The 26,832-nt window shown below is 69.9% G+C and carries 26 protein-coding genes and 1 other RNA gene; 16 read left to right on the top strand and 11 right to left on the bottom strand.

Going from position 1 to position 26,832, the window contains the following annotated elements; translation table 11 throughout:
- Nucleotides 1-202 precede the first annotated feature (202 nt).
- The 4 genes from MKK69_RS17070 to MKK69_RS17055 form a co-directional block, all read right to left on the bottom strand.
- On the bottom strand, nucleotides 203-526 hold the full coding sequence (locus tag MKK69_RS17070) for a YbaB/EbfC family nucleoid-associated protein (protein ID WP_243969724.1): 324 nt from the start codon (nucleotides 524-526) through the stop codon (nucleotides 203-205).
- Nucleotides 527-603: 77 nt separating this feature from the next.
- Entirely contained in the window at nucleotides 604-2,466 is a 1,863-nt protein-coding gene (locus MKK69_RS17065; RefSeq protein WP_243969722.1) for a DNA polymerase III subunit gamma/tau, read from the bottom strand.
- Nucleotides 2,467-2,501: 35 nt separating this feature from the next.
- An RNA gene (gene ffs / locus MKK69_RS17060) (signal recognition particle sRNA small type) lies at nucleotides 2,502-2,600 on the bottom strand.
- Between the two features lie 41 nt (nucleotides 2,601-2,641).
- Nucleotides 2,642-2,902: a PepSY domain-containing protein gene (locus MKK69_RS17055; protein ID WP_243969719.1), complete on the bottom strand. Its 261-nt coding sequence runs from the start codon at nucleotides 2,900-2,902 to the stop codon at nucleotides 2,642-2,644.
- A gap of 147 nt (nucleotides 2,903-3,049) precedes the next feature.
- Here MKK69_RS17055 and MKK69_RS17050 point away from each other — a divergent pair, with 147 nt between their 5' ends.
- A complete protein-coding gene (locus MKK69_RS17050) occupies nucleotides 3,050-4,588 on the top strand; it encodes a YifB family Mg chelatase-like AAA ATPase (RefSeq protein WP_243969717.1) in 1,539 nt (512 codons plus the stop codon).
- Between the two features lie 35 nt (nucleotides 4,589-4,623).
- Nucleotides 4,624-6,345, top strand: a complete 1,722-nt coding sequence (locus tag MKK69_RS17045) for a bifunctional protein-serine/threonine kinase/phosphatase (RefSeq protein ID WP_243969715.1) — start codon at nucleotides 4,624-4,626, stop codon at nucleotides 6,343-6,345.
- A gap of 33 nt (nucleotides 6,346-6,378) precedes the next feature.
- On the opposite strand, the gene MKK69_RS17040 is transcribed toward MKK69_RS17045, so the two are convergent.
- Nucleotides 6,379-7,998 carry a phosphoenolpyruvate carboxykinase gene (locus MKK69_RS17040; RefSeq protein WP_243969713.1) on the bottom strand — a complete coding sequence of 540 codons (1,620 nt, stop codon included), beginning with the start codon at nucleotides 7,996-7,998 and terminating at the stop codon, nucleotides 6,379-6,381.
- A gap of 442 nt (nucleotides 7,999-8,440) precedes the next feature.
- On the opposite strand from MKK69_RS17040, the gene recR reads away from it, so the two are divergent.
- The 4 genes from recR to truA all read left to right on the top strand — a co-directional run bounded on the left by recR (nucleotide 8,441) and on the right by truA (nucleotide 11,375).
- Nucleotides 8,441-9,046 (top strand): recombination mediator RecR, encoded by a 606-nt coding sequence (recR, locus tag MKK69_RS17035; protein ID WP_243969711.1) that lies wholly within the window; start codon nucleotides 8,441-8,443, stop codon nucleotides 9,044-9,046.
- Nucleotides 9,047-9,161: 115 nt separating this feature from the next.
- Complete coding sequence (gene def, locus MKK69_RS17030; protein ID WP_243969709.1) at nucleotides 9,162-9,677, top strand: peptide deformylase; 516 nt, start codon at nucleotides 9,162-9,164, stop codon at nucleotides 9,675-9,677.
- 7 nt (nucleotides 9,678-9,684) lie between these two features.
- Nucleotides 9,685-10,614, top strand: coding sequence for a methionyl-tRNA formyltransferase (gene fmt / locus MKK69_RS17025; RefSeq protein ID WP_243969708.1), 930 nt, complete (start codon nucleotides 9,685-9,687; stop codon nucleotides 10,612-10,614).
- Nucleotides 10,614-11,375 carry a tRNA pseudouridine(38-40) synthase TruA gene (gene truA / locus MKK69_RS17020; RefSeq protein ID WP_243969706.1) on the top strand — a complete coding sequence of 254 codons (762 nt, stop codon included), beginning with the start codon at nucleotides 10,614-10,616 and terminating at the stop codon, nucleotides 11,373-11,375. The genes fmt and truA overlap by 1 nt, the downstream gene beginning before the upstream one ends.
- Here the strand turns inward: truA and dapE are convergent.
- From dapE to MKK69_RS17005, 3 genes are all read right to left on the bottom strand, one after another.
- The gene (gene dapE, locus MKK69_RS17015) at nucleotides 11,357-12,535 is read right to left on the bottom strand and encodes a succinyl-diaminopimelate desuccinylase (RefSeq protein WP_243969704.1); all 1,179 of its coding nucleotides are present in this window, start codon (nucleotides 12,533-12,535) and stop codon (nucleotides 11,357-11,359) included. The genes truA and dapE overlap by 19 nt on opposite strands.
- An 81-nt stretch (nucleotides 12,536-12,616) precedes the next feature.
- Nucleotides 12,617-14,962 (bottom strand): glycogen debranching N-terminal domain-containing protein, encoded by a 2,346-nt coding sequence (locus MKK69_RS17010; RefSeq protein WP_243969702.1) that lies wholly within the window; start codon nucleotides 14,960-14,962, stop codon nucleotides 12,617-12,619.
- A gap of 146 nt (nucleotides 14,963-15,108) precedes the next feature.
- On the bottom strand, nucleotides 15,109-16,239 hold the full coding sequence (locus MKK69_RS17005) for a glycosyltransferase family 4 protein (protein ID WP_243969700.1): 1,131 nt from the start codon (nucleotides 16,237-16,239) through the stop codon (nucleotides 15,109-15,111).
- A gap of 410 nt (nucleotides 16,240-16,649) precedes the next feature.
- On the opposite strand from MKK69_RS17005, the gene rpmI reads away from it, so the two are divergent.
- The 7 genes from rpmI (at nucleotide 16,650) to MKK69_RS16970 (ending at nucleotide 22,602) form a co-directional block, all read left to right on the top strand.
- Nucleotides 16,650-16,853, top strand: coding sequence for a 50S ribosomal protein L35 (gene rpmI, locus MKK69_RS17000; RefSeq protein ID WP_007561407.1), 204 nt, complete (start codon nucleotides 16,650-16,652; stop codon nucleotides 16,851-16,853).
- Between the two features lie 50 nt (nucleotides 16,854-16,903).
- On the top strand, nucleotides 16,904-17,281 hold the full coding sequence (gene rplT, locus MKK69_RS16995; RefSeq protein WP_160534568.1) for a 50S ribosomal protein L20: 378 nt from the start codon (nucleotides 16,904-16,906) through the stop codon (nucleotides 17,279-17,281).
- 154 nt (nucleotides 17,282-17,435) lie between these two features.
- Nucleotides 17,436-18,518, top strand: a complete 1,083-nt coding sequence (gene pheS / locus MKK69_RS16990; protein WP_243969698.1) for a phenylalanine--tRNA ligase subunit alpha — start codon at nucleotides 17,436-17,438, stop codon at nucleotides 18,516-18,518.
- A gap of 16 nt (nucleotides 18,519-18,534) precedes the next feature.
- A complete protein-coding gene (locus tag MKK69_RS16985; RefSeq protein WP_243969696.1) occupies nucleotides 18,535-18,819 on the top strand; it encodes a hypothetical protein in 285 nt (94 codons plus the stop codon).
- A 3-nt stretch (nucleotides 18,820-18,822) separates the two neighbouring features.
- Nucleotides 18,823-19,293 carry a hypothetical protein gene (locus MKK69_RS16980; protein ID WP_243969694.1) on the top strand — a complete coding sequence of 157 codons (471 nt, stop codon included), beginning with the start codon at nucleotides 18,823-18,825 and terminating at the stop codon, nucleotides 19,291-19,293.
- Entirely contained in the window at nucleotides 19,290-21,710 is a 2,421-nt protein-coding gene (gene pheT / locus MKK69_RS16975; protein ID WP_243969692.1) for a phenylalanine--tRNA ligase subunit beta, read from the top strand. Before MKK69_RS16980 ends, pheT begins: the two co-directional genes overlap by 4 nt.
- A 10-nt stretch (nucleotides 21,711-21,720) precedes the next feature.
- On the top strand, nucleotides 21,721-22,602 hold the full coding sequence (locus MKK69_RS16970; protein WP_243969690.1) for a DUF1186 domain-containing protein: 882 nt from the start codon (nucleotides 21,721-21,723) through the stop codon (nucleotides 22,600-22,602).
- Here MKK69_RS16970 and MKK69_RS16965 read toward each other — a convergent pair.
- Nucleotides 22,591-23,376 carry a HesA/MoeB/ThiF family protein gene (locus MKK69_RS16965; RefSeq protein WP_243969726.1) on the bottom strand — a complete coding sequence of 262 codons (786 nt, stop codon included), beginning with the start codon at nucleotides 23,374-23,376 and terminating at the stop codon, nucleotides 22,591-22,593. The genes MKK69_RS16970 and MKK69_RS16965 overlap by 12 nt on opposite strands.
- 98 nt (nucleotides 23,377-23,474) lie before the next feature.
- Nucleotides 23,475-23,996, bottom strand: a complete 522-nt coding sequence (infC, locus tag MKK69_RS16960; RefSeq protein WP_243969688.1) for a translation initiation factor IF-3 — start codon at nucleotides 23,994-23,996, stop codon at nucleotides 23,475-23,477.
- Between the two features lie 272 nt (nucleotides 23,997-24,268).
- On the opposite strand from infC, the gene MKK69_RS16955 reads away from it, so the two are divergent.
- Together MKK69_RS16955 and MKK69_RS16950 are read left to right on the top strand one after the other, a co-directional pair.
- Nucleotides 24,269-24,700, top strand: coding sequence for a MerR family transcriptional regulator (locus MKK69_RS16955; protein ID WP_243969687.1), 432 nt, complete (start codon nucleotides 24,269-24,271; stop codon nucleotides 24,698-24,700).
- Complete coding sequence (locus MKK69_RS16950; RefSeq protein WP_243969685.1) at nucleotides 24,630-25,046, top strand: carboxymuconolactone decarboxylase family protein; 417 nt, start codon at nucleotides 24,630-24,632, stop codon at nucleotides 25,044-25,046. Before MKK69_RS16955 ends, MKK69_RS16950 begins: the two co-directional genes overlap by 71 nt.
- 10 nt (nucleotides 25,047-25,056) lie before the next feature.
- On the opposite strand, the gene MKK69_RS16945 is transcribed toward MKK69_RS16950, so the two are convergent.
- A complete protein-coding gene (locus tag MKK69_RS16945; protein WP_243969683.1) occupies nucleotides 25,057-26,343 on the bottom strand; it encodes a glycosyltransferase family 4 protein in 1,287 nt (428 codons plus the stop codon).
- A gap of 107 nt (nucleotides 26,344-26,450) precedes the next feature.
- On the opposite strand from MKK69_RS16945, the gene MKK69_RS16940 reads away from it, so the two are divergent.
- Nucleotides 26,451-26,832 (top strand): alpha/beta fold hydrolase (locus MKK69_RS16940; RefSeq protein ID WP_243969681.1); only part of this gene is annotated, 382 nt, incomplete at its 3' end.

Here is a 26,832-nt window from a genome sequence, read left to right as displayed (position 1 = left end):
CTCAGAAGGCACCGCCGAACTCAATCCTGCACCACCGCCACCGCCAATGCCTCCCGCACGGGGGAGGAGAGAACGTGTCGGCCAGCGATGGGTGAACATCGCCGTCCCCACCGGGGAGGCTAACGCGCAGGTCCGATCCCTTGGCCGGTCCTCGCACCGGCGGAGCATGATCCTGTTCCCGCAGTACGGGCGATCGCGCTCTTCAGAATGGCAGCTTCATGCCGGGCGGCAGCGGCAGACCCTTGGTCAGCTCGGCCATGTGCTCCTGCATGGTCGCCTCCGCCTTGCCGCGGGCGTCGTTGCAGGCGGCGACGATCAGATCCTCGAGGATCTCGCGCTCATCCGACACCATCAACGACGGGTCGATGCTGACCCCCTTCATCTGACCCTTGGCGGTCATCGTGACCCGCACCGAGCCGCCGCCGGAGGCACCGGTGACCTCGATCTGGTCCATCTCGACCTGCAGGTTGGCCATCTTCTCCTGCATGGCCTGGGCCTGCTTCATGATGCCCATCAGGTCGCGCATGCGAGTCTCTCCCCGTCGTCTGGTGGTGGGATCTGGGTCCATATCGGCCGGCGCGCTCCGGGGCGCCGAACCGACCCTCAAGGATCGTCGTCCTCGACCTCGTCCACCCGCGCGGCGTCACCCTCCCCCAGGATATGCTGCTCGGCGGTCGGAAGCGCCTCGGCGGCGGTCTCGCGGACATCCACGATCTCGGCGCCGGGGAAGCGCGTCAGCACCTCGCGGACGAATGGGTCGGCGGCGGCGTTCTCGCGGCGCGTCTCGGTCACCGCCCGGGCGGCGGCGTCGCGGGTCGGAGCGCCCTCTTCCTTCGAGAGGGCTACGGCCCAGCGCCGGCCGATCCAGCGCTCGATGGCGGCGGCGAGGTCGGTGGCGAGGCTCGGCCGTCCGCCCTCCGCGAGGCGGAACTCGATCCGCCCCTCCTCGAAGCGCACCAGATGGATATCCCGCTCCAGGGCCGTCCGCAGCAGGATGTCCCGGTTGGCATCCGCCAGGGCGATCAAATCCTCGAACCGGCCCAGGCGCGGCGTGGGCGGCGCGACGGGGGCCGGCCGCGCGGCCGGGGCGGCCAGCGCCACCGGGGCGGCGGCCGGGAGCGGCTCGGCCGAAACCGTGCGGGGTGCCACAGCCAGCGCCGCAGAGCCGCCGCCGCGCAGGTCGGGGATCGGCGGCAGGGCCGGACGCCCCGGCGGGGGCGGTTCGTCGGCAGGTGCGCCGGCCGCCTCGGCCCTTAAGTGGCGCAACGCCTCGTCGGGGGTCGGCAGGTCGGCCGCGTAGGCCAGGCGCACGATCGCCATCTCGGCCGCCGCCAACGGGCGCGGCGCGGCCTGGACCTCGGGGATCGCCTTCAGCAGGATCTGCCAGGCCCGCGACAGGGCGCGGATCGAGAGCTTGTCCGCGAACTGGCCGCCGCGGACGCGTTCGGCCTCGCTGAGCGTCGGGTCGGCGGCGGTCTCCGGCACCGCCTTCAGCCGGGTCACGAGATGCGTGAAGGCCGCGAGATCCGAGAGAACCACCGACGGATCGGCGCCCGAATCGTACTGCGCCCGCAGCTCCGCGAAGGCCGCCGGCACCGAGCCGCGCATCACCGCCTCGAACAGGTCGAGGATCCGGGCGCGGTCGGCGAGCCCGAGCATGTCGCGCACGCTCTGCGCCGAGACCGTCCCGGCGCCGTGGGCGATGGCCTGATCGAGGAGGGAGAGCGCGTCGCGGACCGAGCCCTCGGCGGCGCGGACGATCGCGCCCAGGGCCTCGTCCTCGGCCTCGACCCTTTCCGCCGCGCAGACCTTGGCGAGGTGCGCGTGCAGGACCGGCGCCTCGACCCGGCGCAGGTCGAACCGCTGGCACCGGGACAGGATCGTCACCGGGACCTTGCGGATCTCCGTGGTGGCGAAGACGAACTTGGCATGGGGGGGCGGCTCCTCGAGCGTCTTCAGGAAAGCGTTGAACGCCTTCTCGGAGAGCATGTGGACCTCGTCGACGATGTAGACCTTGTAGCGCGCCGAGACCGGTCCGTAGCGGATCCCGTCGATGATCGCCCGCACGTCGTCGATGCCGGTATGCGAGGCGGCATCCATCTCCAGCACGTCCATGTGCCGGGATTCCATGATCGCCGCGCAGTGGAGGCCGAGTTCCGGCATCGACACGGTCGGGCCGGTATCGGGCTGGCCGGGGCGGGCGTAGTTCAGGCCCCGGGCCAGGATGCGGGCGGTGGTGGTCTTGCCGACCCCGCGCACGCCCGTGAGCATCCACGCCTGCGGGATGCGGTTGGCCGCGAACCCGTTGGCGAGGGTGCGCACCATCGCGTCCTGGCCGATCAGGTCGCCGAAATTGGTGGGGCGGTATTTGCGCGCGAGCACCCGATAGGGCGTCGCCGCGGCCGGGGGCGCTGGAAACCCGGGCAGGCCCGGCTCGTCGTCAGGCGTGCCGGTCGAAGCGTCCATGCCGGGTCGGGATTGGGCTGTCGCGCGCGGGAAAGAGGTGGGAGGCTGGACGAAGACCCGCTCGGTCTCGTTAGGGCTGCTTCCTTCCGGACCTGACCCGGTTGGCGAGTGAAACGTCCCTCGCCAACCCCCCGCCGGCTATATGGCCGGGGCCCGGCCCGAACGCAAGCGCCGCCTACTCGGCCTCCCGCTTCACTACGGCGAGCGTGTTCGGATCGAGCTTCAGGTCGACATGCCGGCCGTTGGCGTCCATCGCGTCGTCGACCGCGATCATCCCGTCATCGAGCTCGATCTCTTTCCACTCGGTGATGCCCTGCTGGCGGAGGACGGCCTCGACCTTCGCGAGTTGATCGGGTGGCAGCTTGGCGTCTGCTCGGGCGGCGGCGGCGAGGCCGAGGAGGAGCGTGAGGGCGAGGAGGGGCGTGGCGCGACGCATGGCTGTCTCCGATCGGTCGGCGGCTTCCGGCTGTGAACAGGAATGCGCGACCCCGGGTTGCGTCGCCGGGGCGGTCCTCTTGAGGGCCATGCGATTCTCCCGCACATCTGAGGGGGGCCGGCCCGATGCCGCGAGGAATGTTCACCGATGGTCATCCGCGTCGCCACCGTCGCCTTCGAGGGCATCGAGGCGCGGGCGGTGGACGTTCAGGTCCAGATCATCCCGGGTTCGGTGGTGTTCAACGTGGTCGGCCTGCCCGACAAGGCGGTGGGGGAATCCCGGGAGCGGGTGCGCGGCGCGCTGATCGCCTCGGGGCTGGCGCTGCCGGCCAAGCGGATCACCGTCAATCTCGCCCCGGCCGACCTGCCCAAGGAAGGGTCGCACTACGACCTGCCGATCGCGCTGGGCGTCATGGCGGCGATCGGGGCGATCCCGGCCGATGCGCTGGCCGGCTATTGCGTCCTCGGGGAATTGGCCCTCGACGGCGGCATCACCGCGGTCAACGGCGTGCTGCCGGCCGCCATCGCGGCGGGGGCCCGCGGCCTCGGGCTGGTCTGTCCGGCCGCCACCGGGCCGGAGGCGGCCTGGGCCGGGGGCGATCTCGACGTGCTCGCCCCGCGCTCGCTCATCCAGCTCGTCAACCACTTCAAGGGCAGCCAGGTCATGGCCCGGCCGGAGCCCTCGGTGGCGAGCCCAGCCGGGCCGCTGCCGGACCTGGCCGACATCAAGGGCCAGGAGGGGGCCAAGCGCGCCCTCGAGGTCGCGGCGGCCGGCGGCCACAATCTGCTGATGAACGGGCCGCCCGGGTCCGGCAAGTCGATGCTGGCCGCCCGGCTACCCTCGATCCTGCCGCCGCTCGGCCCCCGCGAGCTGCTCGACATCTCGATGATCCAGTCCGTGGCCGGCGAGCTGAAGGAGGGGGCACTCTCCGACCGACGGCCGTTCCGTCAGCCGCACCATTCCGCCTCGATGGCGGCCCTGGTCGGCGGTGGCCTCGGCGCGCGCCCGGGGGAGGTCTCCCTCGCCCATGGCGGGGTGCTGTTCCTGGACGAGCTGCCGGAATTCACCCCCCAGGTGCTCGACAGCCTGCGCCAGCCCATGGAGACCGGCGAGGTGATGATCGCCCGGGCGAACCACCGGGTGACCTATCCGGCCCGGTTCCAGCTGGTCGCGGCCATGAACCCGTGCCGCTGCGGACAGGGGCTGGAGCCGGGCTACACCTGCCGGCGGGGCCCGAACGAGCGCTGCATGGCCCAGTACCAGGGACGGATCTCCGGCCCGCTGATCGACCGGATCGACCTGCGCATCGAGGTGCCGGCGGTCACGGCGGCCGACCTGATCCTGCCGTCGCCCGCCGAGGGCTCGCGCGAGGCGGCCTCCCGGGTGGTGTCGGCGCGCACGCTCCAGACGGCGCGCTACGCCGGGCGCGGCCTGCCGGCGGCCACCACCAACGCCACCTGTCCGGCGAACCTGATCACCGAGGTGGCGAGCCCCGACGCGGACGGGGCCGCCCTGATCCGGCAGGCGGCCGAGACCATGCGGCTCTCCGCCCGGGGCTTCCACCGGATCCTCCGCGTGGCCCGGACGCTCGCCGACCTCGACGGCGAGGCGCAGGTGCGGCGGCTGCATCTCGCCGAGGCGCTGTCCTACCGGGGCCGGAGCGACAATGCGGCAGCGGCCGCTTGAGCGGGGTTTCGAGCGGTCCTCACCGCGACCTGGCGGTGTCGGTCGGCCAGCACAGCGCCGCCGGCCGCAAGGACGTGAACCAGGATTTCCACGGCCTGCTGGTTCCGACGCCGCCGGCGCTCGGCCTCAAGGGCATCGTGGTGGCGCTCGCCGACGGGATCAGCAGCAGCGCGGCCGGCGCGGCGGCGAGCGAGACCGCGGTCAAGAGCTTCCTCAGCGACTACTACGCCACCCCCGACACGTGGTCCGTGAAGAACGCCGCGCAGCGGGTCATCGCGGCAGCCGATTCCTGGCTCTACGCCCAGACGCGGCGCGGCCGCGATCCCCACGATGCCGACCGGGGCTACGTCACCACCTTCGATACCCTGATCCTGAAAGCCCGCACCGCCCATCTCTTCCATGTCGGCGATGCCCGGATCTGGCGCGTGTCCGGCCACTCCCTCGAACAGCTCACCGAGGATCACCGCGTGGTGGTCTCGGCGGCGGAATCCTATCTCGGTCGGGCCCTCGGCGTGACCGGCCGCGCGGAGATCGACTATCAGACGCTCGCCATCGCGGGCGGCGACATCTTCGTGCTCACCACGGACGGCGTCCACGACTATGTCCGGCCCCGGGAGATCGCCGCCGCGATCGCGGCCGCCGGCGACCTCGACGCGGCGGCGGCCGCCATCGTCGCGGCCGCGCTCGCGTCCGGCAGCCTGGACAACCTGACGATCCAGATCGTGCGGGTCGATTCCGTGCCGGAGGGCGCGCCGGCCGACCTGCTCGGGGATGCCGAGGGGCTCGATCCCGCGCCGCTGCTCGATCCGCCGGCCGAGTTCGACGGCTACCGGCTCCTGCGGATCCTCCACTCGGGGCCCCGGAGCCGCGTCTACCTCGCCGTCGAGGCGGAGACCGGGGTGCGGGTGGCGCTGAAGGTCCTGTCGCTCGATCTGCGCGACGATCCCGCCCAGCGCCGCCGCTTCGTGATGGAAGAGTGGATCGCGCGGCGCATCGACCACCCGCACGTCCTCAAGGCCCAGCCGCCGGCACGCCGCCGCAGCCACCTCTACACGGTCATGCGCTATGTCGAGGGTCAGACGCTCACCCAGTGGATGCGCGATCACGCATCACCCGACTTGGAGGCGGTGCGCCGTCTGGTCGAGCAGCTCGTCAGGGGCGTCCAGGCCTTCCACCGCCTGGAGATGGTCCATCAGGACCTACGGCCCGACAACGTCCTGATCGACGCGGCGGGGATCGTGCAGGTGATCGATTTCGGCGCCGCCAAGGTCGCCGGGGTCGTCGAGGGCGATCCCCGGATCGACCCGGGCGAGATCCTCGGGACGGTGCAGTACACCGCGCCGGAATGCTTCCTCGGTGCGCCCTCCACCGCCGCGTCCGACGTGTTCTCGGTCGGCGTCATCGCCTATCAGATGCTGACCGGGCGGCTCCCCTACGGCGATGCGGTACCGCGGGCGCGGACCCCGGCGGCCCAGCGCCGGCTGCGCTATGCCTCGGCGCTCGGCGTGCGGCCGCTGCTTCCGGCCTGGGTCGACGGTGCGCTGCGAAAGTCCGTCCACCCAAACCCGCTGCGGCGCTATCAGGCCCTGTCGGAATTCGTCCACGATCTCCGGTATCCGAACCCGGCCTTCACGGATGCCCGGCCGCCCGCCTTGCTGGAGCGCGATCCGCTCCTGTTCTGGCGGTTGCTGTCGCTGATCCTCGGGATTGTCGCCCTCACCCTGGCAGGCATCCTGATCGCGCAGTCGCCGCGGTGACGGGCGGCCGCTCAGGCCGCCCGCCCCCGGGGATCAGGCCGCGATCGCCTGCGCGGTCGGTCCGGCCGCGCGCACGTCGGAATCGACATGCGTCTCGAACCGCTTGAAGTTGTCGTCGAACATCTTCACGAGGCGTGCCGCCGTCTCCACGAAGGCGCCCTTGTTGCCCCAGGTCTTCACCGGGGTCAGGATGTGCGGCTCGACGCCCGGAACCGAGACCGGCACCGCGAAGCCGAAATACGGGTCGCGCCGGAACTCCGCCTGCGACAGCGAGCCGTCGAGGGCCGCGCTCAGCAGGCGCCGGGTGACGCGGATCGGCATCCGCCGTCCGGTGCCGACGCCGCCGCCGGTCCAGCCGGTGTTGACTAGCCAGCAATCGACGCTGTGCTTGGCGATCAATTCGCGCAGCAGGTTGCCGTAGGTGCTCGGGTGCCGGGGCATGAACGGGGCGCCGAAGCAGGTGGAGAAGGTCGCCTCGGGACCTGTGAGGCCGCGCTCGGTGCCGGCGACCTTGGCGGTGTAGCCGGACAGGAAGTGGTACATCGCCTCGGCGCCGGTCAGCTTGGCGATCGGCGGCATCACCCCGAAGGCGTCGCAGGTCAGCATCACGATGTTCTTCGGATGCCCGGCCCGGCCGGTGGCGCTGGCATTGGCGATGAAGTCGAGCGGGTAGGCGCAGCGGGTGTTCTCGGTGAGCGAGGCGTCGTCGAAATCCGGCGCCCGGGTCACCGGATCGATCACCACGTTCTCCATCACCGTGCCGAAGCGCTCGGTGGTGGCGTAGATCTCCGGCTCGGCGTTGCGCGACAGGCGGATGGTCTTGGCGTAGCAGCCACCCTCGAAGTTGAAGATGCCGTCGTTCGACCAGCCGTGCTCGTCGTCGCCGAGCAGCTGGCGGGAGGAATCGTTCGACAGGGTGGTCTTGCCGGTGCCGGAGAGGCCGAAGAAGATCGCCGAGCCGCCCTCGGCGTCGAGGGCCGCGTTGGCCGAGCAGTGCATCGGCATCACGCCCTGACCGGGCAGGATGTAGTTGAGGTAGGTGAAGACCGACTTCTTCATCTCGCCCGCGTAGGCCGAGCCGCCGATCAGCACGAGCTTCTTGGCGAAATCGATGGCGATCACGGTCTTGGACCGGCAGCCGTGCCGGGCGGGATCCGCCTGGAAGCTCGGCAGGTCGATGATGGTCATGTCCGGCACGTAGTCCGGGATCTCGGTGCGGTCCGGCCGGATCAGCAGGTTGCGGATGAACAGCGAGTGCCACGCGAACTCGGTGAACACCCGGGCCTTGACCCGGTAGGCGGGATCGGCGCCGCCATAGAGGTCCTGGGCGAACAGCTCCCGGCCCGCGGCATGCGTCAGGAAATCCTGGCGCAGGGTCTCGAACTGCCCCGGCGTGATCGCGCCGTTGTTGTCCCACCAGACCTCGCTCTCGGTGCTGGCGTCGCGCACGACGAACTTGTCCTTGGGCGAGCGGCCGGTATGGCTACCGGTGGTCGCCGCGAAGGCGCCGCCGCGGGCGAGCTGGCCCTCCTTGCGGGCGAGCGCCTCCTCGTAGAGGCGTGGCGCCTCGAAGTTCCAGTGGACGGCCTTGAGGTCGCGGAAGCCGGCGGCCTCCGCGCCATGGGCCGCGTTGTGATCACCGATGTTGGTCAAGAGCGTATCTCCCGGGCCCCTGTTCGACCGTCGACGCGACTGAGCCGGACGGCTTCACCGTCCGGAATTGCCCGGGAGACGTCCGCGCGGTCGTACAGGTCCGCCGCGCGCAGGATCTCCGTTCCCCGGTCGCTTCCCGTCTCTCCACTGAGTAGGCGGCGAAGCGTCGCTGTCATTATGGGCTCCATCTGCGGCCCGCAACGTGTCGGACCTGGCTCGATCACAGTTGCGGGCGCAGGAACCCCCGTCTGTAAGCAGTCACCCGCATCGACTTGCCGGCCCGAACGCGCGGATGCGCTCTGGAATACCCACATGCCAGGTCGCCGCTCGGGGTGGGCGCTCATGCACCCTTGCATGAGGGCCGGCGCGGGCTAAGCCCGTGCCGGACAACTTCCACGCGGCGCGCCCGATCCGCGCCTGCCGATACCCGCCAAGAGGCACGATGCCCCAAGCCGTCGCCGGCCCCGAAATCGAACGTCTGATCCAGCTCCTCGCCCGCATGCCCGGCCTCGGACCGCGCTCGGCCCGGCGCGCCGCGCTGCAGCTCATTAAGCGGCGCGACACGCTGCTCGGGCCGCTCGCCGACGCGATGCGGGTCGCGGCCGAGCGCATCGTCGTCTGCACCAGTTGCGGCAACGTCGATACGTCGGAGCCCTGCACGATCTGCCGGGATGCCGAGCGCGATCCCACGACCCTGGTGGTGGTGGAGGACGTCTCCGACCTCTGGGCGCTCGAACGCTCCGGAGCCGTCAAGGCCCGCTACCACGTGCTCGGTGGCGTCCTCTCGGCGCTCGACGGGGTGCGGCCGGAACACCTGAACCTCGCGAGCCTGGTGGAGCGCGTGGCCCGGCCCGAGGTCACGGAGGTCATCCTGGCGCTCAACGCCACCGTCGACGGGCAGACCACCGCCCATTACGTCACGGAATCGATCCGGCATTGCGACGCGAAGGTCACGCGCCTCGCCCACGGCGTCCCGGTCGGCGGCGAGCTGGATTATCTCGACGAGGGGACGCTGACGGCCGCGATCCGGAGCCGGACGGCTTTCTAGCGGCGGCGCCGGCCGAACCGCATGTCCCCGCGGCGGTATTTGACCGGTCTTCACCCGCATCCTATTCGACGCTCGGCCCGGATCCGACCCGGCGCTGTCCCTGCCGGTTTCCGAAATGACCATCCGCCCGCTCGTCATCCTCCCCGATCCCGTCCTGCGCCGCATCTCCGATCCGGTGGGTCCGATCACCGGCGAGATCCGGACCCTCGTGGCCGACATGTTCGAGACCATGTACGACGCGCCGGGCGTCGGGCTCGCGGCGATCCAGGTCGGGGTGGCGAGGCGCGTCGTGACCATCGACACGTCGAAGGAAGAGGGTGTCCGCAAACCGCAGGTGTTCATCGATCCCGCGATCGTCTGGTCCTCGGCGGAGATGCGCGTCTACGACGAGGGCTGCCTGTCGATCCCCGAATATTACGGCGAGGTCGAGCGGCCCGACCGGGTCCGCGTGCGGTTCCGCGGCCTCGACGGGGCCGAGCAGGAGATCGAGGCCGAGGGGCTGCTCGCCACCTGCATCCAGCACGAGATCGACCACCTCAACGGCGTTCTGTTCATCGACCATCTCTCGAAGCTGAAGCGGGACCGGGTGATCAAGAAGTTCACCAAAGCGGCCAAGCGCGACGCGGCCTGAGCCGGCCATGCGCGTCGTCTTCATGGGCACCCCGGACTTCGCCGTGCCGACGCTCGCGCGGCTCGCGCAGGACGGGCACACCGTCGTCGCCGTCTATACCCGCGCGCCCGCCAAGGCGGGCCGCGGCATGAGCCTGCGCCCCTCCCCGGTCCATACCCTGGCCGAGACGCTCGGCGTGCCGGTGCTCACGCCCGTCACCCTGCGCACCCCGGAGGCCGCGGCGGCGTTCGCCGCGCACCGGGCCGAGGTCGCGGTGGTGGTGGCCTACGGGATGCTGCTCCCGCAGGTCATCCTCGACGCGCCGACACACGGCTGCCTGAACCTGCACGGATCGCTGCTGCCGCGCTGGCGCGGGGCGGCGCCGATCCAGCGGGCCGTGATGGCGGGGGATGCCGAGAGCGGCGTCGGCGTTATGCGGATGGAGGCCGGGCTCGATACCGGGCCGGTCGCCCTGGAGGCGCGGGTCCCGATCGCCGCCGGCATGACCGCCGGCGCGCTGCACGACGCGCTGATGCCGGTCGGCGCCGACCTGATGGCCCGCGCCCTCGTCCTCCTGGAACGGGGCCAGCTGACCTTCACGCCGCAGCCGGGCGATGGGGTGATCTACGCGCACAAGATCACCAACGACGAGGCGCGGATCGACTGGACGCGTCCGGCCGATGAGGTCGCCAACCGCATCAATGGTCTCTCGCCGGCCCCGGGCGCGTTCTTCGAGGCCGATCTCTGCAAGGGATCGGAGCGGGTGAAGGTGCTCCGCGCCACCCCGACCGAGGGCGCGGGCGAGCCCGGGACCCTGCGCGATCCCGATGGCACCGTCGCGTGCGGCGTCGGCGCGGTGCGGCTCGCGGAGCTGCGCCGGGCCGGGAAGGGCGGCAGCGCCAGCGGGCCCGAGTTCGTCCGCGGCGCCCGCCTGGCGCCCGGCGCCCGCCTCGGCTGATGCCCCGCTACAAGCTCGTCATCGAGTATGACGGCGGCCCGTTCTGCGGCTGGCAGCGGCAGGCCGAGGATCCCACGGTCCAGGGGGCGATCGAGGCTGCGATCCTGCGCTTCTCCGGGGAGCAGGGCCGGCTCACCTGCGCCGGCCGGACCGATGCCGGCGTGCATGCCATCCATCAGGTGGCCCATCTCGACCTCGCCAAGGACTGGCGGACCGATACGGTCCGCGACGCCCTCAACGCCCATCTGCGGCCGCAGCCGGTGGCGATCCTCGCGGCAGAGCGGGTTCCGGACGGCTTCGACGCCCGTCATTCGGCGATCCGTCGGCACTATCGCTACCGGATCCTGAACCGGCGCAGTCCCGCGGCCCTCACCCGGTCCCAGGTCTGGCACGTGCCCTGGCCCCTCGACGCCGATCTCATGCACGCGGCAGCCCAGCGCCTGGTCGGCCATCACGACTTCTCGGCCTTCCGCGCCGCCGAGTGCCAGGCCAACAGCCCGATCCGCACACTGGAGCAGCTCGACGTCGTCCGCGCGCCGATGGCGCTGCACGACGAGATCGTGGTGGCGACCTCGGCGCGCTCATTCCTGCACCATCAGGTGCGGGCGATGGTCGGAACGCTGATGCTCGTGGGCTGCGGGCGGCTCTCGGCCGACGACGTCGCCGACATCCTCGCCTCCGGCGAGAAGCGCCGGTGCGGGCCGCTGGCGCCGGCCGCCGGACTGACCTTCGTGGGTGTCGACTACGAGATCGGGAAATAGGCCTCCAGCACCCGCCCGTAGATCGCCGTCAGCCGCTCCAGATCGGCGACCGCCACGCACTCGTCGGCCTGGTGCATCGTCTCGCCGACGAGGCCGAACTCGATCACCGGGCAGGCATCCTTGATGAAGCGGGCATCCGACGTGCCCCCCGTGGTCGAGAGCGCGGGCGTCAGGCCGGTCAGCGCCCGGATCGCCTCGGAGACGAGGGTCACGAAGTAATCCGGCCGGGTGAGGAAGGCCGGCGCGTTCGAGGGCTGAAGGTCGAGGCTGAAGCGCACCGCATTCCCGGCCGCCTGCTCCAGGCGCCTGCGGATCTCGGCGCCCAGGCTCTCCGCCGTCCAGTCGTCGTTGAAGCGCACGTTGAACGTCGCCCGCGCGGTCGCAGGGATCACGTTGGTGGCGGGATTGCCCACGTCGAGGGTGGTGAATTCGAGGTTCGAGGCATCGAAATGCGCCGTCCCCCCGTCCAGGGGTTCGGCGATCAGCGCCGAGGCAAGGCGGAGGAGGCTCGGAATCGGATTCTCGGCCTTGTGCGGATAGGCGACATGCCCCTGCCGGCCGAGCACCACGAGCTTGCCCGTGAGCGAGCCGCGCCGGCCGATCTTGATCATCTCGCCGAGCCGGCCCGGATTGGTCGGCTCGCCGAGCAGGCAATGGTCGAAGCGCTCGCCCCGGTCGCGCGCCCAATCGAGCAGCTTGACGGTGCCGTTGACCGCCGGCCCCTCCTCGTCGCCGGTGATCAGGAAGGCGATGGAGCCGGCAAACTCAGGTCCGCGGCGCTCCAGAAAGGCCAGCGCCGCCGCGAGCATGCAGGCGATGCCGCCCTTCATGTCGGCGGCGCCCCGTCCGTACAGCATGCCGTCGGCCACCGCCCCGTCGAACGGGCCGTGGCGCCAGGGGACATCGCCCGCCGGGACCACATCGGTGTGGCCGGCATAGACCAGGCACGGGCCGCCCCGGCCGATCCGCGCATAGAGGTTCGGCGTGTCGGGATAACCCGGCTCACCGAAGACCGGACGCTCGATCGCGAAGCCCGCGGGCCGGAGCGCGTCGGCGACCACGTCGAGGGCACCGCGATCCTCCGGGGTCACGGAGGGGCAGCGGATCAGGGCCTGCGCGAGGCGCAACGCGGCGTGCGGGGCGTCGTGATCAGCCGGCATGGACCCGTCCTCGGCGGCCGAGAATGCCGCGCGGACCGCTTACCCCGAAGCGGGCCGCGCCGGGAATCCCGGTCGGAACTCCTACTTGGTGACCACCACATGGGCATCGCCGTGGCGGCGCTGCACCGAGACGGTGACGTCGTCGTCGTAGCGCTGGAACCGCAGGTCCAGGCGAGAATCCCCGAGCCTGACGTTGAAGAGCGTCACGCCGTCGAGGAAGGCCGGGAGGATCGGGTTCTTCAGCCCGACGCGGTTGCGCGCGTGGTCGAGTTCCAGGCCGAGGCAGGCGGCCAGGAACGCGAACGGCGCGGCGGCCGCCCAAGCCTGCGGGCTGCAGGCGACGGGGTAGGCCACGGGCCCACGCTGCTTGCGGCGCATGAAACCGCAGAACAGCTCCGGCAGGCGCTTCTGATCCTGGTAGAGCGAGGTGTCGAACATCCCCTGGAAGATGCGCGCGGCCTCGTGCTTGCGGTCGTAGCGCGCCAAACCCATCGCGATCAGGGCGTTGTCGTGCGGCCAGATCGAGCCGTTGTGGTACGACATCGGGTTGTAGCGCGCCTCGCCCCTGGCGATGGTCCGCACGCCCCAGCCATTGAACCCGTCCTTGCACAGGAGCGTCTCGGCGACCCGCGCCGCCCGCTCGGGCTTGGCGATGCCGGTGAACAGGGCGTGGCCGGCATTGGACGAGCGCACCGCGCATTGCGTCTTCGCCCCGTCGAGGGCGAGGGCGTAGGTACCGATCTCCTCGTTCCAGAACGCCGCGTCGAATGCCTCGCGCAACGCCGCCGCCTCCCGGGTCAGGCGCTCGGCCATCGGATCGTGCCCGAGCAGGGCCGCGAGCTTCGCCATGCCGTGCTTGGCCGCGTAGACGTAGCCCTGCACCTCGCACAGCGCGATCGGGCCCTTGGCGAGTTGCCCATCGGCGTGGAAGATCGAATCGTGGCTGTCCTTCCAGCCCTGGTTCTCGAGGCCCTTGTCGGTGTCGCGGGCGTATTCCACGAAGCCATCGCCGTCGCGGTCGCCGTAGCGGTCCATCCATTCGAGCGCGAGTTCGAGCGCCGGCCAGATCGACCGGACGGTCTCCAGGTCCCCGGTGACGGCGTAATACTCCCAGGCCAGCATCACGAAGAGCGGCGTGCCGTCGATCGTGCCGTAATAGTGCCGGAACGGAACCTCCCCGAGCATCGCCATCTCACCGCGGCGTGTCTCGTGCAGCACCTTGCCGGGTTGGGCGTCGGCGGCGGGATCCACCGCCTTGGCCTGGGTGGAGGCGAGATAGCGCAGGACGCCGCGGGCGAATTTCGGGTCGATCCACAGGGCCATCATCGCCGTGATGATGCCGTCGCGGCCGAACACCGTGGAGTACCAGGGGATGCCGGCGAACGGGTAGATCCCCTCCGGGGTGCGGCTCGCCAGCATGTAGAGATCGGCCGTGGCCCGGCACAGGCCCTCGTTGAACTGGTCGTTCGAGGTGATGATCGTGGTGATCCCTGCGGTGAGGGTGCGCAGGTCGCGGCGGGAATCCCGGTAGGCGCGGGCGAAGATCATGCCTTCGCCAAGGTCCTTCGGCTCCCGCCGGGCGCCGCCGGCATTGGCCGCCAGCGTCAGCTTGGCGGCCGCATCCTCACCGACCATGGTGTCGCTGGGCGGCTTGGTGAAGGCACGATGGGCCTCGAACGTGACGCGGATGAACAGCGAGGTCTTGCCGCCCGGGGGCAGCGCCACCTCGAAGGCGACGCGGCCGGGCTCGATCAGGTCCGGCTTCGGGCCGAAATGCAGGCCTGTGGTCCGGACGATCTCGTCGAGCCCGACATAGCGGAACTGGACCTCCCGGTCGCTCGCCACCAGGACGCCGCGCTTGCCGCGCTCCTTGCGGTCGGTGCCGCGGACCTCGAACAGGTCCCGGTAATCCGCGTCGAAACTGACGGCGATGCGCAGGCGGCGATGCTTGGAATCGAAGGAGCGCAGGCCGATCCGGTCGTAGCAGGCCCCGCGGAACAGGAACTTGGTACGCTCGATGGCGATCGTCTCGCGGGGGATCGCGGTCTCGTCATGGGCGTCGAGGCGGATGTCGGGCGTCGTCATGTCGACGCTGAGTGCGCCGTTGTCGTCCTGCATCACCGAGGAGAGCATCAGCGGACGCTGCCCCTCCACCGTCAGTTCGAGACGGGACAGGTAGCGCGTATCCTGGAAATACAGGCCCTCCGGGCCGGGCTGGACGCCGATATCGCCGTAGGAATCCAGGACGCCGAACGCTTCGCCGAACTTCAACGACCGCAGGGGCCGTTCCACCAGGGAGGTCTGGGCCTCGATGTGATAGGGCGGGAGCACGTCGTCCGCGTCCTGGAAGCCCTGCGCCACGCGTCCGGCGCTCGCCGCCGTCCGAACCGTCGCATCGTGGGCTGCCGCGCTGTTGTCCGCCGCCATGCAGGGCATCTCCGGTGTCGTGAGGGTGTGAATCGAGAAGGCCGCCGCATCACTCCTGATGCGGCGGCCCTCGTTCGCCTAACGGATGAGTCGCCTGAAAGATGCTAGGCCGGCCCGGGGGGAACCCGCAAGCCCGATGCCGCCAATCAGGCCGGCATCGCGGCGACCGCGATGGCCGGCCGCGCGGACCCGTTCACGTCACCGTATTGCGGCCTGAACCCCGAGGTCGGCAGCTTGATCACGTCCGCACCGCGGGCGGCGAGCTCCTGGTACGCGGCCACGTACTTGTTGACCATGCACTCGGCGGTGAAGTGACCCTCGAAGTGGCGACGCACGCCGGCGCGGCTCATGGCCTTGGCCTTGTCGACCGCCGCCACCGCCTCGTCCATCGAGGTGCAGAGCACACCGCTCACGCCGTCCTTGATCACCTCCGGAACAGACCCGTTGCGGAAGGCGATCACCGGCGTGCCGGCCGACATCGCCTCGATCATCACGAGGCCGAAGGGCTCCGGCCAGTCGATCGGGAAGGCGAGGGCCAGGGCGTTGCCGAGGAAGTCCTTCTTCTGCTCCTCGTTGATCTCGCCGATGAACTCGATCAGCGGGTGATGGATCATCGGCTCGATGACCTCGTCCCAGTAATCCTGGTCGGCCTTGTCGACCTTGGCGGCGATCTTGAGGGGCGTCCCGGAGCGGATCGCCATCTCGATGGCGCGATCGGGCCGCTTCTCGGGGGAGATCCGGCCCAGGAAGGCGAGATAGCCGCCCTTGGCCTCGGGATAGAACGGGCAGTTCTGGGCCGGGAGGCCGTGATGGATCGTCGCCAGCCAGTTCGAGGTCGGCGGCATCGGCAGGCGCTGGTTGTCGGAGATCGACACCAGGGGCATCCCGGTGAAGGTCCGGTAGACCGGCATGAAGTCCGGCACGTCGAGGCGACCGTGCATCGTCGTGAGGCACTTGTGGTTCAAGTCCTCGAACATCGGATATTGCAGTAGATCGATATGGAAATGGAGGATATCGAATTCGTGGGCACGCCGGTGCACCTGATGCAGCATCGCCAGGTGGCTGGCGGTGTGGTCTCGATAGCCGAGCAGACGCAGGCCCTCGGGTGTGCATGCGGCGAGCTTTGCGCCGGTCTGGGAATCGCCGCTGGCGAACAGCGTGACCTCATGGCCCTGGCGGACCAGTTCTTCCGTAATCCAGCTGACGACGCGCTCGGTGCCGCCGTAGAACTTCGGAGGAACGGCCTCCGACAACGGAGCGATCTGGGCAATGCGCACGAAGTGTCTCCTGAATGGCCGAATTTGACGGGGAGGCTAACCCTGCCGGCCTGAGCGGGACATGAATGAAACAGACGGCCAAGATTATGGTTCCTGGCCGACCGTCTGTCGCCTCCTCTTTTGTGCGGTGCGGGCGCTGTCCCCGCATTCCCCGAATCACGAGGACGAAAACCGATCTCGGCACGTGGCGGGCGCCCGCCACGTGCGGTGCGCGTGGGCGCCCGCTCCGCTCCGCTGCTGAGGCGTTGCCGCCGCGTCAGCTTTCTGTCATAAGCCGCTCCGCGTCGAACCGCCCGGCCGATTAGGGCTGCCGTGGCGGCTCGTGCTGCTCCACCAGAAGCATCAACGCGCGATCCTCATCCGACCCTCACGGGTCGGCCCCGGGGAATTTTTGCGCAACGGAGAGCCAAATGCCCAAGCTGAAGACCAAGTCGGGCGCGAAGAAGCGCTTCAAGATCACCGGCACCGGCAAGGTGATGTACGCCCAGGCCGGTAAGCGCCACGGGATGATCAAGCGGACGACCAAGCAGATCCGCAACCTGCGCGGCACCACGACCCTGTTCGAGGGCGATGCCGCCAACGTGAAGAAGTACTTCCTGCCGAACGCGCGGTAAGTCTTCGATACAAGTTGCCACTGTCTTTCGTCGAAACCAGGAGATAACCGATGGCCCGCGTCAAGCGCGGCGTGACCAGTCACGCGAAGCACAAGAAAGTTCTGAAGGCCGCGAAGGGCTATTATGGCCGGCGCAAGAATACCATCCGCATCGCCAAGCAGGCGGTCGAGAAGGGCATGCAATATGCCTACCGCGACCGCAAGAACAAGAAGCGCACCTTCCGCGCCCTCTGGATCCAGCGCCTGAACGCTGCCGTCCGTGAGCATGGCCTGACCTACTCGCGCTTCATCGACGGCCTGGCGAAGTCCGGAATCATCGTCGACCGTAAGGCACTGTCGGAACTCGCGATCCACGAGCCGGCGAGCTTCGCCGCCGTCGTCGAGAAGGCGAAGGCCGCGCTGCCGCAGACCACCGCCAAGGCCGCCTGATCCAGGCCCAGCGCGAGACGGACGGAAGGCGCGGTTCCCCCGGGGGCCGCGCCTTCGTCGTTTGCCCGGTCCCGCCCCGCGCTTGCGCCCGGGCGCGCAACGCGCGAGAGCACGCCGCGACGGCAGACTCTGCCAACCCTGCTCGAAGACAGCGATGACCGATCTCGACACCCTCGAACGCGACCTCCTGGCCCAGGTGAGCGCGGCGTCCGACGAGGCCGCCCTCGACGCGGTTCGCGTCGCGGCACTCGGCAAGAAGGGCAGCGTCTCGGAACTGCTGAAGACCCTCGGTGCCATGACGCCCGAGGAACGGAAGGCGCGCGGCCCCCTGATCAACGGCCTGCGCGACCAGGTGCAGGCCGCCGTCACGGCGCGCAAGGCGGCGCTGGCGGAGGCGGCCCTGGAGGCGCGGCTCGCCTCCGAGCGGATCGACGTGACCCTGCCGGTCCGCGAGGCGCCGGAAGTGCGCGGCCGGATCCACCCAATCTCTCAGGTCATCGACGAGATCACCGCGATCTTCGCTGATATGGGATTCGCGGTGGCCGAGGGGCCCGATATCGAGACGGATGAGCTGAACTTCACGGCGCTCAACTTCCCGCCCGGCCATCCGGCCCGGGAGATGCACGACACCTTCTTCCTGGCCCCGGACGCCGCGGGCAAGCGCAAGGTCCTGCGGACCCACACCTCCCCGGTGCAGATCCGGACGATGCGGTCGCAGACGCCGCCGATCCGGGTGATCATCCCGGGCCGGACCTACCGGCACGATTCCGACCAGACCCACACCCCGATGTTCCATCAGGTCGAGGGGCTGGTGATCGACACCAGCGCCAACATCGCCAACCTGAAATGGGTGTTGGAGGAGTTCTGCAAGGCGTTCTTCGAAGTCGACAGCGTGAAGATGCGCTTCCGGCCGTCGTTCTTTCCCTTCACCGAGCCGTCGGCCGAGGTCGACATCCAGTGCTCCCGCAAGGGCGGCGAGATCCGCTTCGGCGAGGGCGAGGATTGGCTCGAGATCCTGGGCTGCGGGATGGTCCATCCGAACGTGCTGCGCAATTGCGGCCTCGATCCGGATGCCGTGCAGGGTTTCGCCTTCGGCGTCGGCCTCGACCGCATCGCCATGCTCAAATACGGCATGCCGGACCTGCGCCCGTTCTTTGACGCGGATGTCCGCTGGCTCGACCATTACGGATTCAGGCCGCTCGACGTGCCGAGTCTGGTCGGCGGGCTGACGAGGTGAGATGACGAGGGCTGCCATGACCGATCAACAGATCAGCGAGATCGTTCACGACGTCCTGCGCAACCGGGTTCCGGCGGCGCAATTTCTAGGCGCGGATGTCTGGTCCGATACGGACTTCGATGGAGATCCGATCATCCGTGTGACCGCCCGTTACGGACATCGGCCGACCGCCAAGCCTGATCCACTTATCGCGGCTGTGCATGATCTTCGCTCGGCTTTGCTGGCACGCGGAGAGGATCGATTCGTGTTCTTGAGCAACGACGTTGCCGACGAGCAGCGAGTTGAGGAAGACGTCGATTAGCCGATGACCGCGATGGTCGCACAGATGCTTGGCCAAGCGGCCGACTTGATCGAACGGTTTCCTGGCAGTTCTGCCGCGAAAAGACGTACGGTCAGCACGGCCTATTACGCCGCGTTTCACGCCATTATGCAACTCTGCGCCGACGAGATACTCCCGGGTTCAGACAGCAACTCGGCAGAGTTCGAGCGCGTGTACCGCCAGATCGACCACGGACCTCTCAAGCAGGCGTTCGTGAGTGACGGCCCCTTGAAGATCAACCAAGCGCTGAGGCAGATTGGCGACGATATAGTCCCGTTGCAGAACGCCCGGAAGCTCGCCGATTACGCGCCACCACGACCTAACGTATTCACGTCGGCGAAGGCCCGAGAGCATGTCGATCGAGCGGGCGACCTCGTCACGCGCCTTCAGACCTTGACCCCTCAGGATCGCCGGACGCTCGCCTTGCACCTCCTCTTTCCTCCCAGAAGAAAATGAAATTCACCTTCTCCTGGCTCAAGGATCACCTCGACACCGAGGCGTCCCTCGACACCATCGCCGAGACGCTGACGCGCATCGGGCTCGAGGTGGAGGGGCTCGACGACAAGGCGGCCGCGCTGAAGCCCTACGTCGTGGCGAAGATCCTCACGGCCGAGCAGCACCCCAATGCCGACCGGCTGCGGGTCTGCGCCGTGGATGCGGGCGCCGGCGCTCCCGTGCAGGTGGTCTGCGGCGCGCCGAACGCCCGCGCCGGCCTCGTCTCGGTCTTCGCGCCGCCGGGCACCTACGTGCCGGGCAAGAACATCACCCTGTCGGTGGGCACGATCCGCGGCGTCGAGAGTCACGGCATGCTCTGTTCGGGGGCCGAACTCGGGCTGGGTGAGGATCATGACGGCATCCTGGAACTCCCCGCCGACGCGCCGGTGGGCCAGGGTTACGCCTTCTATGCCGGCCTCGACGATCCGGTGATCGAGATCAACCTGACGCCGAACCGGCCGGACTGCACCTCGGTCCACGGCATCGCCCGCGACCTCGCCGCCGCGGGGATCGGCACGCTCAAGCGCGAGACCCTGCCCGCGCTGCGCGGTGAAGGCCCCTGCCCGGTGGAGGTCGAACTGGCCTTCGAGCCGGCCGACCGGCATCTGTGCTCCCTCTTCGCCCTGCGGCTGGTGCGCGGCGTGAAGAACGGCCCCTCGCCCGCCTGGATGCAGGCGCGGCTGCGGGCGATCGGGCTGCGCCCGATCAACGCGCTCGTTGACATCACCAACTACATCACCTTCGACCGCGGGCGGCCGCTGCACGTCTTCGACGCCGCCAAGGTGTCGGGGGCTCTGACGGTGCGCCGGGCCCGCGAGGGGGAAAGCCTGCGCGCCCTCGACGGCCGCACCCACGCCCTCACCGGCGAGACCGTGGTGATCGCCGACCGGCGCGGCGTGGAATCGATCGCGGGCATCATGGGCGGCCAGGACTCGGGCTGCGACGAGACCACCACGGACGTGCTGATCGAATCGGCGCTTTGGGATCCGGCCAACATCGCGCAGTCGGGCCGGCGCCTGGGAATCATCACCGACGCCCGCTACCGGTTCGAGCGCGGCGTCGATCCGGCCTCCACCCTGCCCGGGCTCGATCTGGCGACCCGCCTCGTGGTGGATCTGTGCGGCGGTACGCCGAGTGAGGCGCGGGTCGCCGGCGAGGCGCCCGAATCCGAGAGGATCATCGATTTCCCCTGGACCGAGGTCCGCCGCCTCGCCGGCCTCGATGTGCCGCGCACCGAGGCGAAGCTGATTTTGGAGACGCTGGGCTTCCACGTCTCCGGCACCGGCGACCGGGTGAAGGTTCTCACCCCGTCCTGGCGTCCGGACGTGGAGGGCAAGGCGGATCTCGTCGAGGAGATCGTGCGGATCGCCGGGCTCGACCGGATCGTGCCGAAGCCCCTGCCACGTCTCGCCGGAGTCGGCGGATCGCTTCTCACCGTGATGCAGAAGCGCACGCGGACCGCCAAGCGTGCTCTGGCGAGCCGCGGCTTGATGGAGGCCGTGACCTGGTCCTTCGTCCCGCACACCGATGCCGTGCTGTTCGGCGGCGGCGGTGCCGATCTGGCGCTGGCCAATCCCATTGCCTCGGAACTGTCGGACATGCGCCCCAGCCTGCTGCCCGGCCTGCTCCGCGCGGCGCAGCGCAACGCCGACCGCGGCCACCCGGATGCCGCTTTGTTCGAGACCGGTCAGTGCTTCACCTCCGATGAGCCGGAGGGTCAGACGATCCGCGCCGCGGCGGTCCGCCGGGGCAGTGCCACCGTGCAGGGCGCCGGGCGCCACTGGGACGGATCGGCCGAGACGGTGGACGCCTTCGACGCCAAGGCCGACGCCCTGGCGCTGCTCGGCAGCCTCGGCGTGCCCACGGGCGGACTCCAGGTCACCGCCGGGGGACCGTCCTGGCTGCATCCCGGCCGCTCCGGGACGCTTCGCTTCGGCCCCAAGACCGAGATCGGCTGGTTCGGCGAGGTGCATCCGCGGACGCTGCAGGAACTCGACCTCAAGGGCAGCCTCGTGGCCTTCGAGATCGTCCTGGACGCGCTGCCCCCGCCAAAGCACAGGCCGACCAAGACCAAGCCCGCTCTGGTGCTGTCCGAGTTCCAGCCCCTGTCGCGGGACTTCGCCTTCGTGGTCGGCCGCGACGTGCCCGCCGGCGACATCGTCAAGGCCGCCCAGGGCGCAGAGCGCAAGCTGGTCACCGGGGTCGACGTGTTCGACCTCTACGAGGGCCCGGGCGTCCCGGCGGGATCGAAATCCGTGGCCCTCGCGGTGCGTCTGCAGCCCGTGGAACGGACCTTGACCGATGCCGAGATCGAGGCGGTGAGCGCGAAGATCGTGGCCGAGGTTGTGCGCCGGACCGGCGCCACGCTCCGGAGCTGAGGAGCGCCGGATGGATCGGATCGCCCTGCTCATCGCGGATCTCGCGGCGGCCGAACACCGGCCGACCGCGGCGCTGCGGGAAGCCCTGACTCATCCGGAGGCGGTCGCCGAGGCGACCCTGCCGTTGCTCGAGGCGGCGGCCGATGAACGCGAACTCACCCTGGAGGAGACCAACCTCGTCTTCTGGGGCCTGCACGTCATGGCCCAGACCCGTGACGTGCGCGCCCTCGGACCCCTCCTGCACCTGCTGCGCCAGGACGAGGAAAGCCTCGACGCGGTGCTGGGCGACGCCCTCACGGCGACCCTGGCGAAGGTCCTGACAAGCCTGTTCGATGGCGATCCCGCGCCGCTGTTCCGCCTGATCCTCGACAGCACCGTCGACGATTACGCCCGGATGGCGCTCCTCTCGGCCTGCACCTTCCTGACACTGGAAGGTCGGATCGACCGCGCCGCGATGCACAACCTCTTGGTCCGCTTCGACGACGCCCAGGCGGCCGTCGAGGCGGCGCCGGTCTGGGTCGGCTGGGAGGAGACGATCGCGCATCTCGGCTTCCGGGACCTCGCACCCCGGGTCGCGGCGGCCCGCGCGGACGGACGTATCACAGACGAAGTCAGTGACGCCGACTGGTTCAAGGAGGCCCTGCGCAAGGCCGAGGCAAACCCCCAGGACCGGGACCGGCTGGGCCCTTACCAGTACGGTTATCTGGACGATGCGATTGAAGCGCTCGACTGGACCGTCGAGGGGGCGGGAGAACCGCAGCGCAACCCGTTCAAGGATGTCGGGCGCAACGATCCGTGCCCCTGCGGCTCGGGCAAGAAGTTCAAGAAATGCTGCCTCGGCAAGGAGCAGGCCGAAGGGCCCTGGATGCCGCCGGGGCCGTTATTCGGCTGAACGCCGCGTACCGCTGAGCGGATTGTCCGGATCCCAGCCGTAGCGCAGGGTCTCGAACCGCATGGAGCGGGCATCGACCATCAGCAGACGCCCGACCAGCGGCTCGCCGAACCCCGCCACGGCCCGGATCACCTCCATGGCCATCAGCGAACCCATGACCCCGGCGAGCGCCCCCAGAACCCCGGCCTCGGCGCAAGCGGGCACGCTGCCGGGCGGTGGCGGGTTCGGAAACAGGCAGCGATAAGTCGGGTTCGGTGTCCCGTCGGGGCCGGTCTCGTGTGCCCGGATGGTGGTGAGCGTGCCGTCGAACCGGCCGAGCGCCGCTGTGACAAGCGGGCGCCCTGCCTGGAAGCAGGCATCCGAGACGGCGTAGCGGGTGGCGAAATTGTCGGACCCGTCGGCGACGAGGTCGTAGCCGGCGATCAGCTCGACGGCGTTGTCCGGCCCGATGCGAAGCGGGTGCGGCACGACCGTCACGCGCGGGTTGAGCCGCGCCACCGCGTCGGCGGCGCTCTGGACCTTTTGCCGGCCAAGATCCGGCGTGCCGTGGATCACCTGACGCTGGAGGTTCGACAGCGAGACCGTGTCGTCGTCGACGATGCCGATCGTGCCGATGCCGGCGGCGGCGAGGTACTGGATCAGCGGTGCGCCGAGCCCTCCGGCCCCGATGACCAGCACCCGGGCTGCCTTCAGGCGCCCCTGGCCGGGCCCGCCGACCTCGGCCAGGACGAGGTGACGGGCGTAGCGTTCGATTTCGTCGGGAGCCAGGGCCATGGGCAGGAGATAGGCGGTCGCGCAGTCCCACGGAAGCGCCACATGAAAACGCCGCCCCGGTCAGGAGGCGGCGCTGGGCATCGGTATTTGCGGACGAATCAGCGCGGTGCCAGGATCATGATCATCTGGCGGCCTTCGAGCATCGGCTCGCTCTCGACCTTGGCGATCTCGGCAGTCTCGTTCTTGACGCGCTCCAGGAGGCGCAGGCCGATATCCTGGTGAGCCATCTCACGGCCACGGAAGCGCAGGGTCACCTTGACCTTGTCGCCCTCCTCGAAGAAGCGGTGCACCGACTTCATCTTGGTGTCGTAGTCGTGCTTGTCGATGCCGGGGCGGAGCTTGATCTCCTTGACCTCGACCGTCTTCTGCCGCTTGCGGGCCTCGTTCTGCTTCTTCTGCTCGTTGAAGCGGAAGCGCCCGTAATCGAGCAGCTTACAGACGGGCGGCACGGAGTTCGGCGCGATCTCCACGAGATCGAGGCCTGCCTCCTCGGCGAGCGTCAGGGCATCGAAGAAGGCGACGACGCCACGGTTCTGCCCGGTATCGTCGATCAGCTGCACTTCCCGCACCCCGCGAATATCGCGGTTGGCGCGCGGCCCGTCCTTCTGCGGGGCCGGCATGGCTCTCATCGGTCTACGAATGGCTTCGGTCTCCTGCTGCAACGACGAAACGGCGGACCGGACGACCCAATCCGAGGATCTCCCGACCGCCAGCCGCTCCGGTTCCGCCCGGACATACTACGTTGGCGGAAGCACGGCCAGAGTCAACGGCCGACCGGCACGGCACGCGAAATAATCACCCGGGCGCCGGCCCGATCCGCAGGGGGGCGCCCTTGACTTGGAGTGCGCTCGAAGCGGTACCTGTTCCTGCGTCGTGACGAGACCAGGCGTCCATGAAGATTGGGGATCTCGCCATGCGGTCCGGTCTGTCGGCCCATACGCTCCGCTACTACGCGCGAATCGGCCTGCTGCCCTACGCCGACCGGGACCGGTCCGGACGGCGAGACTACGACGCATCGATCCTGACCTGGATCGCCTTCCTCGGCCGCCTGAAGGCAACCGGCATGCCGATCAGCGAGATGCTGCGCTACGCGACGTTGCGGGCGCAGGGCGATCTCACCGGCCCGGCACGCCGGACGCTGCTCGAACGGCATCGCGAACAGGTCCGGCACCGGATCGACGCGTTCCAGGCCTGCCTTCTCGTCCTCGACTCCAAGATCGCCGGATATGCCGACACCGACACGGAGACGCAGGATGACGCACACCCAACCCGCCCCCGACGAGAGCCGCTACGACCGCGGGCAGCGGGCCCTCGCCCAGATTGACGGACAGGCCGGCGCACAGGTCGTCGCGTCGCTGGCCGACATCGCCCCGGATTTCGCTCGCTACCTGATCGAGTTCCCGTTCGGCGACATCTACTCCCGCCCCGGCCTCGATCTGCGCAGCCGCGAGATCGCCACCATCGCGGCGCTGGCAGCCCTCGGCAACGCGGCGCCGCAGCTCAAGGTGCATATTGCGGCCGGCCTCAACGTCGGGCTGACCCGCGCCGAGATCGTCGAGATCCTGATGCAGATGGCGGTCTATGCCGGCTTCCCGGCGGCCCTGAACGGATTGTTCGCCGCCCGGGAGGTTTTTGCGGCCGATCCGGAGACCACCAACGCGCCGGGATGAGACCCATCGCTCAACCCTTGCGGCCGAGCAGCGCGGCGTAGACCGCCAGGGTGTCGCCGACCATGCGCTCCAGCGAGAAATGCGCCTCGACATGGGCGCGGCCCCGGCGCGCCAGGGCATCCCGGGCGCTGGCGCCGAGCGACAGCGCCTCGGTGAGCGCCCCGGCGAGCGCGGAGGCGTCCCCCGGCGGGACGCGCCAGCCGGTACGCTGGCCGGCAGGAACATCCGGCGGCGCCAGGACGGTCTCCGGTACGGCGCCGAGATCCGAGACCACCACCGGCGTGCCGAGGGCCTGCGCCTCGACGGCGGAGCGCCCGAAGGCCTCGGGCTCGACAGAGGGCACCGCCACGACAGACGCGGCTCGGAAGGCGGCGGGCATGTCGGTGCAATGGCCGACCCGGCGCACGACGGCGCCGAGGCCCCGGGCGGCGATCAGCGCGTCGAGTTCCCGCTCGTAGGCGGTCCGCCCCTGGGGATCGCCGGCCAGGACCACCGCGAGGTCCGGGACGCCCCGGTCGCGCATCTGCGCGGCCGCCTCGATCAGCACACGCTGCCCCTTCCAGGCGGTGAGGCGGGCGGCGAGGAGGATCACGCGCTCGTGGGGCGCCACCGACCAGGCCCGGCGCAGGGCCTCGACCCGGCCTGCTCCGACCGCGACCGGATTGAACACCGCGAGGTCGGTGCCGCGATGGATCACCCGCACCCTCTCCCCGGCCTGCTCGGCATGCATCCTGTGGATCAGGTCGGCGGTGTAGCGCGAATTCGCGATCACCACGTCGCCCCGGGCCATCACCGAATTGTACAGCACCTTGACGCCGGTCCGGCCGGAATAGCTGCCGTGATAGGTCGTCACGAATGGCAGGCCGAGGCGGCGCGCGGCCCCGAGCGCCACCCAGGCGGGGGCGCGGGAGCGGGCATGGATGACCTGCACGCCCTCGCGGCGGCAGAGCGCCATGAGCCGCAGCATGTTGACCGCCATGGCGGCCGGATTCTTCGACGCCGCCGGGAAGCGGTGCCAATGCCCGCCCTTGGCCTGCAGCTCGCCGACCAGGCGTCCGCCCTCCGTCGCCACGAGGGCGCGCGCGCCGACCGCCGCCAGGGCGCCGGCGACGTCGACCGTCGTGCGCTCGGCGCCCCCGGCCTCGAGCTCGGGGATGATCTGGAGGATCCGCGCCCCCGCCAGCACCCCGATCTCGCCGGGGAAACCCGACAGGCCGTGCGGACCGTGACCCGCCCGCGGACCGTCGGCAAGGACCCGCAGGCCCCCGGCCGGTATCTGCCAAATGCTCGTTGCCATTGCTTGAGCATCGCCGCCGCGCTTTACGGTCCGGTAAACGGAGTTTGAACCGGACCGGCTCACGGACCGCGTTCTCCCGTGCATGCACAGGGATATTGGAGTTCAGCATGGCCGATCCGGAGCTCAGCTATCTCACGGTCGGTGCGGGCGCCGCCGCGCGCCGCATCGCGGTGCGCGTGCGCCCCGGCTCGAGCCCGCCCGTGGTCTGGCTCGGCGGCTTCCGGTCGGACATGAAGGCCACCAAGGCGACGGCCCTGGATGATTGGGCGGCTCAGGCCGGGCGCAGATTCGTCCGATTCGATTACGCAGCCCACGGCGAGTCCGGAGGCACGTTCACCGATTGCACGATCACGTCGTGGCTGGAGGACGCGCAGGCGGTGCTCGGCGCCCATGTCGAGGCAGCGCCGATCCTGGTCGGCTCCTCGATGGGGGGTTGGATCGCCTGCCTGGCAGCCCGGGATCGGGCGCTCCGAGGCGACAAGACCGCGG

The organism is Methylobacterium sp. J-026, from assembly GCF_022829585.1.
Taxonomy (GTDB): Bacteria; Pseudomonadota; Alphaproteobacteria; order Rhizobiales; family Beijerinckiaceae; genus Methylobacterium.
This window is presented reverse-complemented; position numbering and strand designations above follow the sequence as displayed.

What these genes read in the sequence shown, in the direction of transcription:
- infC (WP_243969688.1), bottom strand. Translation starts at nt 23,996, where the DNA reads ATGCCGGCCCCGCAGAAGGACGGGCCGCGCGCCAACCGCGATATTCGC.
- MKK69_RS16985 (WP_243969696.1), top strand. Translation starts at nt 18,535, where the DNA reads ATGACCGATCAACAGATCAGCGAGATCGTTCACGACGTCCTGCGCAAC.
- MKK69_RS16965 (WP_243969726.1), bottom strand. Translation starts at nt 23,376, where the DNA reads ATGGCCCTGGCTCCCGACGAAATCGAACGCTACGCCCGTCACCTCGTC.
- MKK69_RS16955 (WP_243969687.1), top strand. Translation starts at nt 24,269, where the DNA reads ATGAAGATTGGGGATCTCGCCATGCGGTCCGGTCTGTCGGCCCATACG.
- MKK69_RS17055 (WP_243969719.1), bottom strand. Translation starts at nt 2,902, where the DNA reads ATGCGTCGCGCCACGCCCCTCCTCGCCCTCACGCTCCTCCTCGGCCTC.
- MKK69_RS16945 (WP_243969683.1), bottom strand. Translation starts at nt 26,343, where the DNA reads ATGGCAACGAGCATTTGGCAGATACCGGCCGGGGGCCTGCGGGTCCTT.
- rpmI (WP_007561407.1), top strand. Translation starts at nt 16,650, where the DNA reads ATGCCCAAGCTGAAGACCAAGTCGGGCGCGAAGAAGCGCTTCAAGATC.
- MKK69_RS17010 (WP_243969702.1), bottom strand. Translation starts at nt 14,962, where the DNA reads ATGGCGGCGGACAACAGCGCGGCAGCCCACGATGCGACGGTTCGGACG.
- fmt (WP_243969708.1), top strand. Translation starts at nt 9,685, where the DNA reads ATGCGCGTCGTCTTCATGGGCACCCCGGACTTCGCCGTGCCGACGCTC.
- MKK69_RS16950 (WP_243969685.1), top strand. Translation starts at nt 24,630, where the DNA reads ATGACGCACACCCAACCCGCCCCCGACGAGAGCCGCTACGACCGCGGG.
- def (WP_243969709.1), top strand. Translation starts at nt 9,162, where the DNA reads ATGACCATCCGCCCGCTCGTCATCCTCCCCGATCCCGTCCTGCGCCGC.
- rplT (WP_160534568.1), top strand. Translation starts at nt 16,904, where the DNA reads ATGGCCCGCGTCAAGCGCGGCGTGACCAGTCACGCGAAGCACAAGAAA.
- dapE (WP_243969704.1), bottom strand. Translation starts at nt 12,535, where the DNA reads ATGCCGGCTGATCACGACGCCCCGCACGCCGCGTTGCGCCTCGCGCAG.
- pheS (WP_243969698.1), top strand. Translation starts at nt 17,436, where the DNA reads ATGACCGATCTCGACACCCTCGAACGCGACCTCCTGGCCCAGGTGAGC.
- pheT (WP_243969692.1), top strand. Translation starts at nt 19,290, where the DNA reads ATGAAATTCACCTTCTCCTGGCTCAAGGATCACCTCGACACCGAGGCG.
- MKK69_RS17070 (WP_243969724.1), bottom strand. Translation starts at nt 526, where the DNA reads ATGCGCGACCTGATGGGCATCATGAAGCAGGCCCAGGCCATGCAGGAG.
- MKK69_RS16970 (WP_243969690.1), top strand. Translation starts at nt 21,721, where the DNA reads ATGGATCGGATCGCCCTGCTCATCGCGGATCTCGCGGCGGCCGAACAC.
- recR (WP_243969711.1), top strand. Translation starts at nt 8,441, where the DNA reads ATGCCCCAAGCCGTCGCCGGCCCCGAAATCGAACGTCTGATCCAGCTC.
- MKK69_RS17050 (WP_243969717.1), top strand. Translation starts at nt 3,050, where the DNA reads ATGGTCATCCGCGTCGCCACCGTCGCCTTCGAGGGCATCGAGGCGCGG.
- truA (WP_243969706.1), top strand. Translation starts at nt 10,614, where the DNA reads ATGCCCCGCTACAAGCTCGTCATCGAGTATGACGGCGGCCCGTTCTGC.
- MKK69_RS17065 (WP_243969722.1), bottom strand. Translation starts at nt 2,466, where the DNA reads ATGGACGCTTCGACCGGCACGCCTGACGACGAGCCGGGCCTGCCCGGG.
- MKK69_RS16980 (WP_243969694.1), top strand. Translation starts at nt 18,823, where the DNA reads ATGACCGCGATGGTCGCACAGATGCTTGGCCAAGCGGCCGACTTGATC.